Origin of the sequence: Sphingomonas sp. OTU376, assembly GCF_038440415.1 — a bacterium.
GTDB classification, from domain to species: Bacteria; Pseudomonadota; Alphaproteobacteria; order Sphingomonadales; family Sphingomonadaceae; genus Sphingomonas; species Sphingomonas kyeonggiensis_A.
On record NZ_JASATQ010000042.1, the window covers coordinates 29,770 to 47,045 of the forward strand.

The following is a 17,276-nucleotide window of genomic DNA, read 5'->3' on the forward strand; positions in this document are numbered from 1 at the left end:
CCTGCGGGCGGAAGCGTAAAGACCTGCGCGTGACAGCAATCCTTCACGGGACGCTAACCATTGCGCGCTACTCGTTTCCGCCATGTATCACGATCCCAAGCTGACGGCGGAAAGCCAGGCCGATCCGCGGCCCCGCTCGGCGGTGAGTACCGGTGTCGGCATGGCGGGCCTGGCCGGCATGAGCCTGTGGACCGCGATCGCGACTTTCTACGGCATGGACGGGCCCTATTCGGCACTGGTCAATGTCGTCGCCTGTGCCCTGCCGATGGTGCTCTGGTCGATCTTTATCGACAAGGTCCACCTGAACCGCAGCACCGGTATCGACTGGTCCTCGAAGCGCACGCTCAGGGATACGCTCGACATCTCGATCACCAAGCTCACCGGCCTTTGGCTCACCTGGGGCGGGATCGCGCTGATCTATGCCACGTTCCGCTTCTGGTGGACGGGCCGCTACGCCAATTTCGGCTGGTCGATCTGGTGCATCGAGATGGCGGCGCCGGCGCTGTTCCTGCTCTCCATCCCCTATGTCCTGTGGCTCGATCGCAAGCTGGTGCAGCCGAAGGACGGTGCCTGGCATCTCGGCGCCTGGCTGATGGGGATCAAGGAGCCGATCGATATCCCGGCGATCCAGAACCATCTGCGCAGCTGGGCGATCAAGGGCTTCTTCCTCGCCTTCATGCTCTCGATCGTACCGCCCAATTTCGGCGATTTCGTCGGCTGGAACTTCGCGCGCATGTTCGACAGCCCGGCGGTGATCGCCAATTACTGCATCAGCTTCATGTTCGTGATCGACGTGGCCTTCGCCACCGCCGGCTACATCCTGACGATGCGCCCGCTCGATTCGCACATCCGCAGCGCCACGCCCTATGCGGCGGGCTGGACCGCGGCGCTGATCTGCTACCCGCCCTTCGTGCTGATGAACGAAGGCGGCGTGCTCGATTATCACCCGGGCAGCGCCGACTGGACCTTCTGGTTCGCCAATCATCCCTGGATCCTGGGCGGGCTCGGCGCGGTGCTGGTGGTGCTGACCGGCATCTATGCCTGGGCGACGATCGCCTTCGGCCTGCGCTTCTCCAACCTCACGCACCGCGGTGTCCTGACCCATGGGCCGTACGCGTGGAGCCGCCACCCGGCCTATCTGTCGAAGAACCTGTTCTGGTGGCTCTCGGGCCTGCCCTTCCTCGCCACCACCAGCTGGGTCGAGGGGCTGCGCAACGCGGCCATCATGGGCGTGGTCAGCGGCATCTATTATTGGCGCGCCCGCACCGAGGAGCTGCACCTGGGTGCCGATCCGGCCTATCAGGAATACAGCGCCTGGATGCAGCGCAACGCCCCGGTGCCGCGCTTCTTCGCCTGGGTGGGTAGCAAGCTGCGGCCGGCCTGATCCACTCCGTCATGCTGAACTTGTTTCAGCATCCAGCGCGCCTCGGAAGATATCGTTGGTGGAGAATTGGACCCTGAAACAAGTTCAGGGTGACGGTTGGTGATACGCGGCGATCACCAGTCCCCCGCAGCCCCCATCCACAGCGACACCGCCGCCGCCGCCGCCGTCTCCGCCCGCAGGATCCGCGGCCCCAGCGCGATCCCGATCGCCTTCGGATGCGCCTTGATCGCCTCGCGCTCGCTCTCGTCGAACCCGCCCTCGGGCCCGATCAGGATCGCCGCCGGTCCCGGATTGGCGCGCATCGCGTCCACCGCCGGCACGCCGCCGGTCTCGTCGGCGAAGAACAGCACCCGTGCCTCGGGCCAGTCGCGCAGCAGCGCGGGCAGCTTCACCATCTCGTCGAGCCGGGGCAGGGCAGTGCGCCCGCATTGCTCGGCCGCCTCGATCATGTGCGCACGCAGCCGCTCGAGGTTGAGCTTGTCGACCACCGCGCGCCGGGTCAGCACCGGCACCAGCCGGTCGACCCCCAGTTCGCAGGCCTTCTCCGCGATCCAGTCGATCCGTCCCTTCTTGATCGGCGCGGCGCACAGCCACAGGTCCGGCACCGGCTCGCGCTCGCGCAACTGGTCGGTCACTTCGAGGATCAGGTCGCGCTTGCCGATCACGCGCGCCACCCCGGCCCATTCGCCGGTGCGATCGTCGAACAGCTTGATCGCCTCGCCGATCTTTATCCGCATCACCGAGATCAGATAATGCGCCTGCGGGCCGTCGATCTTGATCTCGCCGGGCGAAAGCTCGGTCTCGACGAACAGGCGCGGGGCGGACTGGGGCGGCCAGGCGGGCGTAGCGGGCATGGCAATGCTCTAGACTGGAACCCAATCCGGTTGAATCATTTTCCTGTCACCCCGGCCGTGAGCCGGGGTCCCGTTTCTGCTTGGTTTGGAAACAGCGGGGCCCCCGGGGTCGAGCCCGGGGTGACGAGAAAAGGCGGCCTTAGTCGGCCATACCACCCATGCCACCGCCCGAGCCCATGCCGCCACCGCCATAGCCACCGCCATAGCCGCCGCCACCGCGACGCCCGCCGCCGCCATGCCCACCGCGTCCGCGACCACCACCGCTGCCGCGCTTGCCGGGCCTGAAGCTCGCCTTCTCGATCTTGGGCAGTTCGGACTTCTCCAGCTTGCCGTCGCCATTCTTGTCGAGCAGCGCGAAGCGCTTGTCGGCGGCGACGCGGAACTCGCGCGCATCCACGCCGCGGTCGAAATTGGTGTCGGCCACCACCACCGGCTCGGGATAGTCGAAATAGCCGAAGCGGGCGGCGCCCTGCGCGACATAGGCAGGCGCACGCTTCTGGCCGTCGCCATCGCCTTCGGTGCTTTCCGGCTGGTCGCCCATATAGCCGCCGACGCTGATCATCGGCGCGACCACCGTCTCGTAATTCTCGATCTCCTCGGGATCGAGCTCGCCATCCTTGTTCTTGTCGAGCGTCGCGAAGAAGCGCGCCGCATCGGCTTCCATTTCGTCCTGGGTAAGCACGCCGTCATGATTGGCATCGGCCTTGTCGAACCAGATATTGGGCGCGTCCGGCCCGCGGAACGGCTCGCCCATCGGGCTGATGAAGAAGCTCGGCGCATCATCGGCCAGGGCAGGGGTGGCGACAGCGGCAAGCGTCAGGCTGGCGAGGAAAAGGCGCATCGACTGTTTCCCGGGTGAAATAAAGGCAACCCGCGCCTGCGCCCGCTTTGTCGCAGGAGTATGCCAGAATGTTGCGGGCTTGATCTTTGGCGCGCAGGCGCGGAGGGACAGGCCATGGCCGAAGCGCAGCAGATCGTACCCGATACCGAGCATCGCGGGCTGGTGGGCCTGCTCCCCGCCGCCGCACGACCCTATGCCCTGCTCGCCCGGTTCGACCGGCCGATCGGCTGGTGGCTGCTGTTCTGGCCCGGCGCCTGGGCGGTCGCGCTGTCGGGCGGTGCGGTCGAGCGCTGGGATCTGATCCTCTGGCTTCTCCTCGGCAGCATCGCGATGCGCGGCGCCGGCTGCGTGTTCAACGACATCGTCGACCGCGATCTCGATCGCCAGGTCGCCCGCACCCGCAGCCGCCCGGTGGCGAGCGGCGCGGTGTCGGTGAAGGCTGCCCTGCTCTGGCTCGGCCTGCTCTGTCTGGTCGGGCTGGTCGTCTGGTTCCAGCTCCACTGGCCGGCGCGGCTGGTGGCGCTCGCCAGCATCGCGCCCGTCGCCGCCTATCCCTTCATGAAGCGGATCACCTGGTGGCCCCAGGCCTGGCTCGGCATGGTCTTCTCCTGGGCGGCTCTGGTCGGCTGGGCCGAGATCGGCACCCAGCCCTTGCTCCCGCTCGCCTTGCTCTATGCCGGCTGCATCGCCTGGGTGATCGGCTACGACACCATCTATGCGATCCAGGATATCGAGGATGACGCGCTGGTCGGCGTCCGCTCCTCGGCCCGCGCGATGGGCGCGCATATCCAGGGCGGCGTGACGGCGTTCTACGTCGTCGCGATAGCCTGCTGGGGCGCCGCGATCTGGCAGCTCCGCCCCGACTGGCTCGCGCTCCTCGCCCTGCTGCCGATGGCGCTCCACCTGCTCTGGCAGGTCGCGACGCTCGACACCGCCGACGGCGCCAACGCGCTCGCGCGCTTCCGGTCGAACCGCAATGCCGGGCTGCTGATGTTCGCCGCCTGCTTCGTCGTCGGCCAGACGCTTTGACTGCTGCCGCTTTGACCTTCGGCCTCGGCATACCTAAGTCGGCGCGATGCTGACCATTTCCGAAGCCTGTGAACGCGCCGCCGATGTCGTCGCGCGGGCGCGCCGGGCGGGCGCCGATGCCGCCGATGCCGTGTTCGCCGCCGACAGCTCGCAGTCCGTCTCCGTCCGCATGGGTGCGCTCGAGGATGTCGAGCGTTCCGAGAGCGAGGAACTCGGCCTGCGCGTCTTCATCGGCCAGCGCTCGGCCAGCGTCTCCACCTCGGACCTGAGTTCGGCCGCACTCGACATGCTGGTCGAGCGCGTCGTCGCGATGGCGAAGGAAGCGCCCGAGGACAAATGGGCCGGCCTCGCCCCGCAGGACAGGCTGCTCCACGGCGCCCCGCCCCAGCTCGATCTCGACGACGGCGCGCATGTCGATCCGCAGAGCCTCAAGGCCCTGGCCGAGCGCGCCGAGCAGGCCGCGCGCAGCGTCGAGGGCGTCACCAACAGCGAGGGTGCCAGCGCCGGCGCCTCGCGCTCGGTGATGACGCTCGCGACCAGCCACGGTTTCACCGGCGGCTATGCCCAGACCAGCCACGGCATCTCGGCCAGTGTCCTCGCCGGCGCCGGCGGCAACATGCAGCGCGACTATGCGCACCATTCGGCCCGCCACGCCGCCCAGCTCGAGGCGCCCGAGGCGATCGGCACGCTCGCCGGCGAGCGCGCGGTCGCCCGGCTCGATCCGGCCAGGATCCCCAGCGGCGCGATGCCGGTCGTCTTCGATCGCCGCGTCTCGGCCGGGCTGATCGGCCATTTCCTCGGCGCGATCTCGGGTGCCGCGATCACCCGCAAGACCAGCTTCCTGCTCGATCGGCTCGGCCAGCAGGTCTTCGCCAGGGGCGTGACGATCCGCGACGATCCGCACCGCCCGCGCGGGCTGCGCTCGCGCCCCTTCGATGGCGAGGGGCTGCCGGTCCAGCCGGTCAAGCTGGTCGATGCCGGCATGCTCGAGACCTGGCTGCTCGAAAGTGCCTCGGCCCGCCAGCTCGGTCTCGAGCCGACCGGCCATGCCTCGCGCGGCATCGGCGGCGCGCCGGGCGTGGCGCCGTCCAACCTCTATATGGAAGCCGGCCATATCCCGGCGGAAACGCTGGTCGGCGAGATCGACTATGGCATCCTCGTCACCGAGCTGATCGGCCAGGGCGTCAACGGCGTCACCGGCGACTATAGCCGCGGTGCCGCCGGCTATCTGATCGAGAAGGGCGAGATCACCCGCCCGGTTTCGGAGATCACGATCGCGAGCAACTTGAAGGACATGTTCCTCGCGATGACCCCGGCGAACGATCTCGAGTTCCGCTACGGGATCAACGCGCCGACGATCCGCATCGACGGCATGACGATCGCCGGTGCCTGAAGCCGGCCTCGCCTCCGAAGTCGCGGCGATCGCCGCGGAGGCGGGCCGCCTCGCCATGACGCGCTGGGAGACCGAGTTCAAACGCTGGGAGAAGGTGCCCGGCAGCCCGGTCTGCGATGTCGATCTCGAATTGGACGCGCTGCTCCGCGAACGGCTGAGTGCGCTGCTTCCCGATGCCGGCTGGCTGTCCGAGGAGACCGCCGACAGCCGCGCGCGGCTCGACGCCCGGCGCATCTGGGTGGTCGATCCGATCGACGGCACCCGCGACTATCTCCGCCACCGTCCCGGCTGGTCGGTCTCGGTCGCGCTGGTCGAGGACGGCGCGCCGGTGATCGGCGTGCTCGATGCGCCGGCGCGCGGCGAGCGCTGGATCGCCGAAGCGGGCAGGGGCGCCGCGCGCAACGGCGTGCAGCTCCACGTCACCCCGCGCGACCAGCTTGCCGGATCGCGCATGCCGACCGACCATTTGCCCAAGGTCGATGCCGACCTGGTGATCGTCGACAAGCCCAATTCGATCGCGCTGCGCATCGCGATGGTCGCGGCGGGCGAGGCGGACCTGCTCGCCACGATCCGCTGGGGCAATGAATGGGACGTCGCCGCCGCCGTGCTGCTGGTGCACGAGGCGGGCGGGGTGATCACCGATGTGCTCGGCCAGCCGCTCGCCTTCAACACGCCGAGTGCCAAGGCCTTCGGCCTGCTTGCGAGCGCGCCGGGCATCCACGAAGCCGCGGTCGAGCGGCTGGCGCACCGCGCGCGGGAAGCGCTGGAGAGCTAGTTAGTTTCCTCCCTTAAGTTCCCCGGCGAAGGCCGGGGCCCAGTTTCGGCACAGCTGGTTGGCGCGGTCTAACCTCTCAGGCAACATTGCAACTGGGCCCCGGCCTTCGCCGGGGAACAGCTGATACTATTCCGTCATCAGAACTTCACCGCCCCGCCACCGCAATCAGCGCCGTCGAGGGTATCGGCAACACCGCTTGCCCATCGGCCATACGCCGCACCTCCTCGACCACCGCCGCCTGCTGCTCCGCATCCAGCGCCACCCAGTCCGGGCTCATCCCGAACAATTCGTCCGGCGTGTCGAGCTGCGACACGTCCAGCACGAAATCATGCGTCACTTGGCTGATCTCCGGCGCCGCGAACCCGGCATCGACCATCGCGGCCGACAGCCATTCGGGATCGCCCAGCGCCACCGCGCCCTCGGGCAGCCTGGTCTTGCCGTCGAGCCTGGGGAACAGTCGCCGCCGGATCTGCGAGAGCAGCAGGAACGTCGCCGCGCCTTCGCTCCGCCAGGTGGCGAGTACACCCAGCCCGCCGGGTTTCGTCACCCGCGCCATCTCGGCCAGCCCCTTGCGCCAGTCGGGGAACATGATGACTCCGAAGATCGAGAAGCTGATGTCGAAGCTCGCATCCGGCAGGTCGAGCGCCTGCCCGTCCATCACCTCCGCATCGACATTGGGCAGCTTCGCGGCGGCGATCCGCGCGACCATCCCGGCCGAGAAATCGGTGGCGAGCACATAGGCGCCGCTCCGCGCAGCGGCCAGCGTCAGCGCGCCGGTCCCCGCCGCCACGTCGAGCACCTGCATGCCGGGTGTCAGCGTCACCCGCGCCAGCGCCGCCTCGGCGAACTGCGCGGTGAAGGGATGGGCGGTGCGCTCGTAATTGGCCGCCGTCTCGTCCCAATGCGCGGGGTTCTCGTGCTTCTTCTCGGTCATTGGCTGCCTTTCGCGAATCATGTAACAATACAAGTATCGTGAAAGCACGCGCTTGCCAACCGGCCCGGCGCGCCCGAGGAAAGACAGGATGCGAAAGGACAGCCGCCTATCCCGGATGCTCCATGTGCTGCTCCACATGGCGCGGCACGACGGGCCGATGACGTCGGAGCACATCGCCCAGATGCTCCAGACCAATCCGGTGGTCGTCCGCCGGACGATGGCGGGGCTGCGTGATGCGGGCTATGTCCGCTCGGAAAAGGGCCATGGCGGCGGCTGGGCGATCGCCGCCGATCTCGACAAGGTCTCGCTGCTCGACATCCACCGCGCCGTCGGCGGCCCGACCCTGTTCGCGATCGGCAGCGAGCATGCGAACCCGGCCTGCGCGGTCGAGCAGGCAGTCAACGAAGCGCTGGACGATGCGCTGCGCGAGGCGGAGGCTTTATTGGTGGCGCGGCTGGGCTCGGTCAGCCTGGCCGAGCTGGCCCGCAGCTTCGACGCGCGCTGCGCGGCGGGCGGCTGGCCGCATTAGGCCCTGCCAACATACTTCTTCAGTTCCCCGGCAAAGGCCGGGGCCCGGTTTCGGCGAAGCTGGTTGGGGCGGTCTACCCTCGCGGGCGACAGTGCAACTGGGCCCCGGCCTTCGCCGGGGAACAGTTGGAAGCACGACGCGCCCGGATAGGTCCGCGCCTAGCCCTCTTCGCCCTGATACTTGATCTGCAGGAACCGCCCGCGCGTCGCGAGATTGTCGAGGTCGCCCTGCGCCAGCTGCGCGGTCATCTCGGCGATCTCGTCGTCGATCAGCTGCAGGCCCTGGGCAAGCTGCTGGTCCGGGGTGAGGCCGTTGCGCTCCACCCGGCGCAGCGGCTCGGGTACGCGGCCATAGCCCTTGACCAGCTCGGGCAGCTGCTCGCCGACCAGCTTGCGCACTTCCACCGCCGCCGGGCTGTTCTCGTCGAGCGTCGCCAGCTGCGGCGCCAGCGTCTCCAGCTTCACCCCGATCGAATCGACCAGCCCGCGCACCGGCGAGGGCAGGGCCGGGCGCTGCGTCTCCAGCCAGCGCTCGGTCGAGCGCGGCAGCGCCTTGAGCGGGATCTCCGCCAGCTTCTCGACATTCACCGGCGTGCTCGCCGGCATTACGGCGAAGAGCATCGTCGCCGCGATCATCAGCACCGCCACCAGCATCGCGCCCATGATGCCCAGCGGCGCCACGATCAGTGCAAAGGCGATGGCGCCGACGAGGATCGCGCCGTCCGCCGCCGCGATCCGCCCGAGCCGGCGGACCACTTCGGCCTCGCGGTGTTGGCGGTTGCGGCTGGAGACGGCCAGGTCGGTGCGGCTGCGCACGCGGTCCAGCGTGCTCCCGATCCGGTTCAGTTCGCGATCGACATCGGTGGGCACGGCTTACATCGCCTCCAGCTTGAACGTCTCCGCCCCGCCCGAGACCTGGTTCTGCGAAGCCCCCTCGGCGCGGGCGATATAGCCCTTCGACTTCTCGACTTCGTTCGACAGCGTGTTGACCGTCACCTTCATGTTGTCGAGCGCCTTGAGCTTGAACGTGTCGATCGCGTCCATCGTGTCATAGATGTTCTGGAAGGCACGCTGCAGCGTCTCGACCGGGATGGTCGAGTTCGCCGCCTGTTCGTGAATCGCCGCCGACTGGCTCTTGAGCAGCGCGCCGGTCGAATCGATCAGCCCCGCGGTGGTGCTGTTCAGCGCGGTGATCTGGTCGAGCACCAGCTTCTGGTTGGTCAGCGCCTGCGCCACGGTCACCGCGGTACGCAGTGCCGAGACGGTGGTGGTGCTGGCGCGGTCGACGCCCTTCACCAGCTCGACATTGTTCTTCTTGACCAGGTCGAGCGCGAGATAGCCCTGCACCGTCACCGCCATCTGGGTGAGCAGGTCGGTGGTGCGCTGGCGGACATAGAAGAGCGCGGTCTCGCGCAGCGCCTTGGCCTTGGCGGGATCGGTGTGATCCAGCTCGTTGGCCTTGTCCTCGATCTTCGCGTCCATCGCCTTGGACAAGTAGATCATCTGCTCCAGCCGCCCCATCGACGCCCAGAGATTCTGCCGCTCGGTATCGATCGCGGCATTGTCCATCAGCAGCTCGTCCTTGCCGTTGGCCAGGCTCTTGAGGATGCCGTTGATGTGCGTCTGCGACGACTGGTACTTGCGGAAATATTGCTGCATCCCGCCGCCGAACAGCTTGGACAGGAAGCCCTGGCTGCCGCCGATCAGCTTGCCGTTCTGGCTGGGATCGAGCTCCTCCACCTTCTTGCGCAGCGCGAGCAGGTCGGCGCCGACGCCGTCATTGCCCATCGCCTTGACCGGCCGGTCGAGGAAGCGGTTGGACTGGCCCGCCGCGTCGCGGATCTCCTTCTGCCCCATCGCCGCGATCGCATCGACGCGCTTGCCGAACTCGGGGCTGTTGACGTCCTGCGCGACGAGATCCTCGATGAAGCTGTCGACGCGGGTCTCCAGCTCGGTCTTCTTGGTATCGTCCACCGGCACCAGCCCGGCTGCCTTTTCCGGCGCGACGACCTTCACCGGCTCGGGCGGGGTCAGCACCAGATCCTGTTCGGCCACCAAGGTCTCGCTTGCCATTCTCGCGTCTCCAAACTGTCCGGCCTAAGCATAGGGTCATCCGGACAACAGTCCAACTGTGTCGTTTATATAATACACCCACGGGCCAAGCCAAGGGGCGCTTATTTGCTCTCGGTCTTCACCCGGCTCGAGCGATAGATCTGCTCGCCGTCGCGCAGCGGGGTGAGGCTGCAGCCGTTCTGCGGCTCGGCCCCGCCGGCGCAGAAGCGCGTGCCCTCGGCCGCGCCGGTCGCCGATTCCGCCGTCTTGCCCTTCTCCGCGCTCAGCCGCACCGGCTCGCCCGATCCGGCGACCAGCACATGGCAGCTGCCGCTGCTCGAATCGCGGCAGGTCAGCAGCAGCGTGCCGGTGGTGAAATCGGCATCGAGCACCAGGCTCACGCTCTGCTTCTCGGTGGTCGTCGCGCCGGAGCAGCCCGCCAGCAGCGCCAGCCCGAGCAGCGCCATTCCCTTGTTCATTCCCTTACTCCCTTGCGTGCCACACCCGGCAGCGCCGCTTGTGATATAGCTATATACCACACTCTGTTCCCGTCACCCCGAAACAGCTGGGCTGGAACCACGGGGCTCAGCCCTGTTCCCGCCCGGCCCGCAGCGTCCGGCCCCACCAGGTCAGCTCGTCATAAAGGTGCTGGGTCCAGCGTGCATCCTTGTCGTCCGGCGCGAAGCGGCCGCCGGTCACCTTGCTCCACACGCTCATGATGTGCACCGACGCTTCCAGCGGCGCCATGCGCAGCTCGCGCGCCACCATCGTCGCCTGCTCGATCGATCGTGCCGCGCCATTGCCGCCATAGCCGACAAAGGCCACCGGCTTGCGGTGCCATTCGGCATAGACGAAATCGAGCGCGTTCTTGAGCACCGCCGGCAGCCCGTGATTATATTCGGGGCAGATCAGGATATAGCCGTCGGCGCTCGCGATCTTCTCCGCCCAGCGCTGCTGCAGCGGGTCCTGATAGTCCCCCGCCGCCGGCGGCTTGGCAAAGGCATAGAAGGGCAGGTTCCAGTCCTTGAGGTCGATCAGCTCGGGATCGAGCTCCGGCCGCGCCGCCGCGCCCTCGACCACCCATTGGCCCACCGGCTCGGCCATCCGCCCCTCGCGGATGCTCCCCAGGATGACGAGGATCTTGAGCGGCTCGGCCATGGTCTTCCCTTCATGCGGTTCGCGCTGTCCTACACCGCGCCTTTGTGGTTCAGAATGTCCGATGCGCGCACTTGCTCCAATCCCCCCATTTGGTGAACCCGGCTCCCCTTGCCGCCGGCAATGCGCCTGCCCATCTCCCCTGAGAGACACCCCGCAGGCATGCGTAGTGATTCAAGGGATTCAACATTTTCGGGGCGGCAGGCGTTGAAGGCCGCGGCGAATCACCGGGCTTCCCGCAACGCACAAATTGCTGTACGGGCCCGCCAACTTACTTCCAGGATAGCATCATGAACCTCCGCAACGTGGCGATCATCGCGCACGTCGACCACGGCAAGACCACGCTCGTCGACCAGCTCTTCCGTCAGTCCGGCACCTTCCGCGACAACCAGCGCGTCGAAGAGCGCGCGATGGATTCGAACGACCTCGAAAAGGAGCGCGGCATCACCATTCTGGCGAAGCCGACCTCGGTCGAGTGGGCGCCTCCGGGTGGCGGCGAGCCGGTTCGCATCAACATCGTCGATACGCCCGGCCACGCCGACTTCGGCGGCGAGGTGGAGCGCATCCTCTCGATGGTCGACGGCGTGATCCTGCTGGTCGATTCGTCGGAAGGCGCGATGCCGCAGACCAAGTTCGTCACCGGCAAGGCGCTCAAGCTCGGCCTGCGCCCGATCGTGGTCGTCAACAAGATCGACCGTTCGGACGCGCGCGTGCAGGAAGTGCTCGACGAAGTGTTCGACCTGTTTGTCACGCTCGAAGCCAATGACGACCAGCTCGACTTCCCGGTGCTCTACGCCTCGGGCCGCAACGGCTATGCCTCGGACGATGCCGATGCGCGCGAAGGCACGCTGCAGCCGCTGTTCGAGAAGATCGTCGAGCATGTGCCGCCGCCCGCGCTCGACCAGGATGCGCCGTTCAGCTTCCTCGTGACGCTGCTCGATCGCGACAACTTCCTCGGCCGTATCCTCACCGGCCGCGTGCAGTCGGGCACGGTCAAGCTCAACCAGCCGATCCATGCGCTCGACATGGACGGCAAGGTGATCGAGACCGGCCGCGCCTCGAAGATCATGACCTTCCAGGGCCTGGAGCGCGTGCCGACCGACGAAGCCAAGGCGGGCGACATCATCTCGCTGGCCGGCCTGACGGTCGCCACCGTGTCGAACACCATTGCCGACACCACGGTATCGACGCCGATCCAGGCGCAGCCGATCGATCCGCCGACGCTGTCGATGCGTTTCGCGGTGAACGATTCGCCGATGGCCGGCCGTGAAGGCTCGAAGGTCACCAGCCGCATGATCCGCGACCGTCTCGAGCGCGAAGCCGAGAGCAATGTCGCGATCAAGGTCACCGAGAGCGAGGACAAGGACTCGTTCGAAGTCGCCGGCCGCGGCGAACTCCAGCTCGGCGTGCTGATCGAGACGATGCGCCGCGAGGGCTTCGAGCTCGGCATCAGCCGTCCGCGCGTGCTGTTCGGCGAGGACGAGAACGGCAAGAAGACCGAGCCGTACGAAACCGTCGTGATCGACGTGGACGATGAATTCTCGGGCACGGTCGTCGACAAGATGAACCAGCGCAAGGCCGAGATGACCGACATGCGTCCCTCGGGCGGCGGCAAGACCCGCATCACCTTCTCGGCGCCGTCGCGCGGCCTGATCGGCTATCATGGCGAGTTCCTCTCGGACACCCGCGGTACCGGCATCATGAACCGCCTGTTCGAGAAGTACGGCCCCCACAAGGGCCAGATCGAAGGCCGCAAGAACGGCGTGCTGATCTCGAACGGCAATGGCGAAGCGCAGAGCTACGCCCTGGGCCCGCTCGAAGAGCGCGGCATCCTGTTCGTCGGCCATGGCGAGGCGCTGTACGAGGGCATGATCGTCGGCGAGAACGCCAAGACGGAAGACCTTGAGGTCAACCCGATGAAGGCGAAGCAGCTCACCAACTTCCGCGCTTCGGGCGGCAAGGACGACGCCGTCCGCCTCACCCCGCCGAAGAAGATGACGCTGGAGCAGGCTATCGCGTACATCGACGATGACGAGATGGTCGAGGTCACCCCGACCAAGATCCGCCTCCGCAAGCGCCACCTCGACCCGCACGAGCGCAAGCGCGCCAGCCGCGCGAAGAACGCGGCCTGAGGCTCGAAGACACGAAAGGCGCCGGAGGGAAACCCCGGCGCCTTTTGCTTTGGGGGAGCTTCCTCTCGGAAAGGCGGGGAGGGTGCGCGCGAATGCAAATGGGTCATTTGCGCGTTAACTTCGCTTGATTTCAGCGCTCCCTTTGCCATCCTCCAGGCGGGGCGGAGGGGGCGATGCCGAGCTGGTGGGGATCACTTAAGGCGATATTCGTTTCGGGCGGCGCGTTTCTTGGAGGCGGGGCCGTCGCGGTCGGTGCTGCCTATGACAAGATCAAGGATACGCCAGGCACGGATTGGTCTGACGCCTGTATCGCCGCCTTTACGCCCGGCTTCCCCCTGATCGGCAGCATCGCCGCGATCCTCGGTTTCGTGGCGACAGCGGCGCAACTGCTCGGGCCGAGGCCGGTCACGGCAAAGGAAGCCTTGGCGATCGTTACCGACGACGGAGACCGGACGCGAGCGCTGGCCGAGGAGACGCTTGCCAACACGGCGTTGCAGGGTGCGGAATCGGAGCAGCGCGACGCTGGGATGTCCGCACAGCTGGATGAAATCCTTGCGATCCTCAAGCAACAGGGCGGTGTCGGCGGGCAGCAGCTCGAGACCGCGGCGCGCACCGTCCAGCAACTCGCCGGATCGGAATCCGCCCGCGACCGCGAGATCGCGAACGAGGCGACCAGCGGCGACCCGGAAGGCGCCTACCGGGCGCTGGTTGCCGAAGCCGAAGCCGGCAAGCGCCGCAACGCCGAACGGTTCCGCCAGGCCGCGCGTCTCATCGCGCCATTCTCCCCCGGCAAGGCGCGTGACGCCTATCGATCCGCGGTCGAGCTCGATCCCGAGGATCTGTGGAGCTGGATTGAATTGGGCCGGCTGGAGGCGGTTTACTCTTCGCTCGCAGAGGCCCGAGCTTGTTTCTCCTCGGCACTTCAACGAGCTCCCGACGAGCGGAACCGGAGTGTGCTGCATAATGAGTTCGGCGACATTCTAATCGCAGAGGGGGAATTGCGCCTCGCTCGGGCTCAATTCGAGGCCGGCCTCGCCATCTCCGAACGACTGGCCGCGCAGGATCCGGAAAACCGCTTGTGGCAACATGACCTGACGGTGAGCTGCAACAAGCTCGGCAACGTCGAGGTGGCATCGGGCAATCTGGGGGCGGCGCGCGAACGTTACGAGGCAGGGCTTGCCATTTGTGACCGGCTTGCTGCGCAGGAGCCGGAGAATCGAGCGCTGCAGCGCGACCTAACGGTCAGCTACAATAAACTCGGTGACGTTGAAATGGCGTCGGGCAATTTGGGCGCAGCTCGTGAGCGTTTCGAGGCAGGGCTTGCCATTCGTGCACGGCTAGCTTCGCAAGAGCCGGGGAACGGCGAGTGGCAGCGCGACTTGTCCGTGAGCCACGACAGGCTGGGCAACGTCGAGATGGCGTCGGGCAATTTGGGCGCGGCACGTGAATGGTTTGAGACAGGTCTTGCCATTGCCGAGCGGCTAGCCGCGCAGGAGCCAGGAAACAGCGAGTGGCAGCGTGACCTAGCGGTGAGCTATGACAGGCTCGGCAACGTCGAGGCAGCATCGGGCAATTTGGGCGCGGCGCGCGAGTGGTTTGAGACGGGCCTCGCCATTTGCGAGCGGTTGGCCGCGCAGGAGCGAGAGAACGGCGTGTGGCAGCGTGACCTGTCGGTTAGCTACGACAGGCTCGGCAATCTAGAAGTCGCGTCGGGCAATTTGGACGTGGCACGTGAACGGTACGAAGCCGGCCTTGCTATTGCCGAGCGGCTGGCGGCGCAGGAACCGGGGAACAGTGAGTGGCAGCGCGACCTGGCGGTTAGCTACGACAGGCTCGGCAATGTCGAGGTGGTGTCAGGCAATATGGACACGGCGCGAGAATGGTTCGAGGCCGGCCTCGCCATTTGCGAGCGGCTGGCGGCGCAGGAACCGGGGAACGGCGTGTGGCAGCGCGATCTTTCGGTGGGCTATAATAAGCTCGGTGATGTCGAGGTAGCGTCAGGCGATCTGGATGTAGCGCGTGAACGATTCGAGGCGGGGCTTGCCATTCGCAAACGGCTTGCAGCGCAGGCGCCGGAGAACAGCGACTGGCAGCGTGATCTGGCTGTGAGCTATAATAAGCTCGGCGATGTCGAAGGGGCGTCCGGCAATCTGGGCGCGGCACGCAAACGATTTGAGTCGGGATTCGTGATTTCCGAACGGCTGGCGGCCCAGGAGCCAGAGAACAGCGAGTGGCAGCGCGACCTCTTCGTCAGCAACGCCAAGCTGGCGGCGCTTGCCGAAGCTGAGGGGGATGCCGAGGGGGCTCTTGTTCGGTTCGAAGTTGCCGAGAAGATGATGTTACGCTTGGCGGAGCGCTCGCCGGATCATCCCAGCTTCGCGCGCGATCTTGCGTTGGTTCGCAATGAAATCTCACGATTACGGACGACGGATAGGTGAGTCCGATTCTCCGGAGCGCTGGCGCCATTTGAGATATCGCGCTTCGCGATTTGCTTAGCCCCGAGATCGGGCGTGAGAATGGGAGAGGCAGAGTCCGCAAAGGCTGCTGACCACGCTCGCGCCGCCTTCGAGTGATTTCTCCACCCCAAGGGCTTCCCTACAGGCGGTTATCCATGGTTAGCTCCGTCTAGTCCCCGGTGGATGGGCGGAGTTTTTGATGCTGCTTGTGGTGCTGGTCCTGATTGCCGCGCAGGATGCGCCAGGCACCGTCAACCAGCCCAGGCAGGCGGCGGACGGCAAGCAGAGCTGGTCGATCCTCAACGATCCCTGCACCAGCGGCCCGCCGCGCAAGCAGAACGAGATCCTGGTCTGCGGCCAGGGCGCCGATTCGGTGCCGCGCCTGCCCTTGCCCGACGAGCGCGGGCCGCCCGACCGGCCGATGCCCAGCAACCCGGATGTCACCGGCATCGGGGCGCTCAACGCCTCGGTCGCGCCCTGCGCGACGCGGTCGGAAGGCTGCACCACCGGGATCAACATCTTCGGCATGGGCACCGCGCTGATCCGCGGCATCGGCAAGATCGTCGATCCGAACAGCTGCTGCGAGGAGCCCGGCGAGTCGACCAATCCGGTCAAGCTGGTCGGCGATGCGATCGGCGGGGTCGGGCGGGTGTTTCGGAAGAAGCCCGACAAGTCCGGCCGCGTCGCGATCGACCTGGACAACCTCCCGCCTCCAGAGCCCGCGGGGCTGCGCGATCTGGACATCCAGCTGCCCCTTCCTTGACCGTTGGCACCGGTGTCATCTAGCCTCGCGGCAAAGAGGATTCAGGAGGGATGGATGTCGAAATGGATGCTCGCCGGGCTCGGCCTGGTGCTTTCGGCCGGCACGGCCCAGGCCCAGACGGCCCCGCGGACGACCTCGCAAGTCGTGCCTGCCGAGCGCCCGCCGGCGGTGCCGATCAAGGCGTCGAAGATCATCCTGGTCGGCGATTCGACCACCCAGGTGCTGTCGGGCTGGGGCGGCAGCTTCTGCGCCTATCACGTCACCAGTTTTGCGGCGTGCGTGAACCTGGCGCGGGGCGGGCGGAGTACCTATAGTTATCGGGCGGAGGGCAGCTGGGATCTGGCGCTGGCCGAGATGAAGACGCCGGGCTTCGTGAAGACCTATGTGCTCATCCAGTTCGGTCACAACGACCAGCCGGGCAAGCCGGGCCGCTCGACCGATCTCGCCACCGAGTTCCCCGCGAACCTGCGGCGCTATGTGGCGGAAGCGCGGGCGGCTGGTGCAGAGCCTATATTGCTCACGCCACTTACGCGAAGGCAGTTCAAGGACGGAAAGCTGGACCGCGATCTCGAGCCCTGGTCGGAGTCGATCCGCAAGGTTGCTGCTGAGTTGAATGTTCCGCTGATCGATTTGAATAAGCGCAGCGCGGACGCTGTCGAAGCACTGGGCCCCTCCATGGCAAACCGCTTCGCCCAGGTGCCGCCGGTGCGGGAAGTCTCGGCAGCCGCGCTGACCGGGACAACGATCGCGAACCCCACCGCCGTTGCCGCCTCGCTGGCGGCGCCGCAGAACAACGCTGCGGTAGAGCCGCTTGGTGATGCCAAGCTGGCCTTCGATTACACGCATCTCGGGCCGGTCGGTGCCGACTTCTTCTCCAAGATGGTTGCGGACGAACTTGCGGTGGTGGTGCCGAAGATGCGCCCGCTGCTCGTGCCCTGAGGGTTTCGGGGGGGGGGGGGGGGGGGGGGGGGGGGGGGGGG

16 protein-coding genes are annotated in these 17,276 nt (G+C 66.9%); 9 read left to right on the plus strand and 7 right to left on the minus strand.

The features are described 5' to 3' along the window. The first annotated feature begins 82 nt into the window (after nt 1–82). Nucleotides 83–1,384, plus strand: coding sequence for a methyltransferase family protein (locus AAHM44_RS16600; RefSeq protein ID WP_342250681.1), 1,302 nt, complete (start codon nt 83–85; stop codon nt 1,382–1,384). Nucleotides 1,385–1,497: 113 nt separating this feature from the next. Here AAHM44_RS16600 and AAHM44_RS16605 read toward each other — a convergent pair whose 3' ends face one another. Then, nucleotides 1,498–2,238, minus strand: coding sequence for a 16S rRNA (uracil(1498)-N(3))-methyltransferase (locus AAHM44_RS16605; RefSeq protein ID WP_342250682.1), 741 nt, complete (start codon nt 2,236–2,238; stop codon nt 1,498–1,500). Nucleotides 2,239–2,377: 139 nt separating this feature from the next. Further along, complete coding sequence (locus AAHM44_RS16610) at nt 2,378–3,079, minus strand: hypothetical protein (RefSeq protein ID WP_342250683.1); 702 nt, start codon at nt 3,077–3,079, stop codon at nt 2,378–2,380. Nucleotides 3,080–3,193: 114 nt separating this feature from the next. Here AAHM44_RS16610 and ubiA point away from each other — a divergent pair, with 114 nt between their 5' ends. The 3 genes from ubiA to AAHM44_RS16625 are packed head-to-tail and all read left to right on the plus strand — an operon-like array spanning nt 3,194 to nt 6,276. Then, nucleotides 3,194–4,108 (plus strand): 4-hydroxybenzoate octaprenyltransferase, encoded by a 915-nt coding sequence (gene ubiA, locus AAHM44_RS16615; protein WP_269572976.1) that lies wholly within the window; start codon nt 3,194–3,196, stop codon nt 4,106–4,108. A gap of 46 nt (nt 4,109–4,154) precedes the next feature. Continuing rightward, complete coding sequence (locus AAHM44_RS16620) at nt 4,155–5,501, plus strand: TldD/PmbA family protein (protein ID WP_269572975.1); 1,347 nt, start codon at nt 4,155–4,157, stop codon at nt 5,499–5,501. Further along, complete coding sequence (locus AAHM44_RS16625) at nt 5,494–6,276, plus strand: 3'(2'),5'-bisphosphate nucleotidase CysQ (protein WP_342250684.1); 783 nt, start codon at nt 5,494–5,496, stop codon at nt 6,274–6,276. The genes AAHM44_RS16620 and AAHM44_RS16625 overlap by 8 nt, the downstream gene beginning before the upstream one ends. Before the next feature lie 145 nt (nt 6,277–6,421). Here AAHM44_RS16625 and AAHM44_RS16630 read toward each other — a convergent pair whose 3' ends face one another. Further along, nucleotides 6,422–7,210, minus strand: a complete 789-nt coding sequence (locus AAHM44_RS16630; RefSeq protein ID WP_342250685.1) for a class I SAM-dependent methyltransferase — start codon at nt 7,208–7,210, stop codon at nt 6,422–6,424. An 88-nt stretch (nt 7,211–7,298) separates the two neighbouring features. On the opposite strand from AAHM44_RS16630, the gene AAHM44_RS16635 reads away from it, so the two are divergent. After that, nucleotides 7,299–7,739 carry an Rrf2 family transcriptional regulator gene (locus AAHM44_RS16635; RefSeq protein ID WP_269572972.1) on the plus strand — a complete coding sequence of 147 codons (441 nt, stop codon included), beginning with the start codon at nt 7,299–7,301 and terminating at the stop codon, nt 7,737–7,739. Between the two features lie 158 nt (nt 7,740–7,897). On the opposite strand, the gene AAHM44_RS16640 is transcribed toward AAHM44_RS16635, so the two are convergent. From AAHM44_RS16640 to AAHM44_RS16655, 4 genes are all read right to left on the minus strand, one after another. Further along, on the minus strand, nt 7,898–8,608 hold the full coding sequence (locus tag AAHM44_RS16640; protein WP_342250686.1) for a hypothetical protein: 711 nt from the start codon (nt 8,606–8,608) through the stop codon (nt 7,898–7,900). A gap of 3 nt (nt 8,609–8,611) precedes the next feature. After that, a complete protein-coding gene (locus AAHM44_RS16645; protein ID WP_184164449.1) occupies nt 8,612–9,811 on the minus strand; it encodes a toxic anion resistance protein in 1,200 nt (399 codons plus the stop codon). A gap of 101 nt (nt 9,812–9,912) precedes the next feature. After that, complete coding sequence (locus AAHM44_RS16650) at nt 9,913–10,269, minus strand: hypothetical protein (protein WP_342250687.1); 357 nt, start codon at nt 10,267–10,269, stop codon at nt 9,913–9,915. 106 nt (nt 10,270–10,375) lie between these two features. Continuing rightward, complete coding sequence (locus AAHM44_RS16655) at nt 10,376–10,948, minus strand: NADPH-dependent FMN reductase (protein ID WP_269572969.1); 573 nt, start codon at nt 10,946–10,948, stop codon at nt 10,376–10,378. A gap of 287 nt (nt 10,949–11,235) precedes the next feature. On the opposite strand from AAHM44_RS16655, the gene typA reads away from it, so the two are divergent. From typA to AAHM44_RS16675, 4 genes are all read left to right on the plus strand, one after another. Next, nucleotides 11,236–13,077, plus strand: a complete 1,842-nt coding sequence (typA, locus tag AAHM44_RS16660; RefSeq protein ID WP_269572968.1) for a translational GTPase TypA — start codon at nt 11,236–11,238, stop codon at nt 13,075–13,077. A gap of 173 nt (nt 13,078–13,250) precedes the next feature. Continuing rightward, complete coding sequence (locus tag AAHM44_RS16665) at nt 13,251–15,515, plus strand: tetratricopeptide repeat protein (protein ID WP_342250688.1); 2,265 nt, start codon at nt 13,251–13,253, stop codon at nt 15,513–15,515. Nucleotides 15,516–15,732: 217 nt separating this feature from the next. Next, complete coding sequence (locus AAHM44_RS16670) at nt 15,733–16,296, plus strand: hypothetical protein (protein ID WP_342250689.1); 564 nt, start codon at nt 15,733–15,735, stop codon at nt 16,294–16,296. 54 nt (nt 16,297–16,350) lie between these two features. Beyond that, the gene (locus AAHM44_RS16675; RefSeq protein WP_342250690.1) at nt 16,351–17,235 is read left to right on the plus strand and encodes a rhamnogalacturonan acetylesterase; all 885 of its coding nucleotides are present in this window, start codon (nt 16,351–16,353) and stop codon (nt 17,233–17,235) included. The last annotated feature ends 41 nt before the right edge of the window (nt 17,236–17,276 follow it).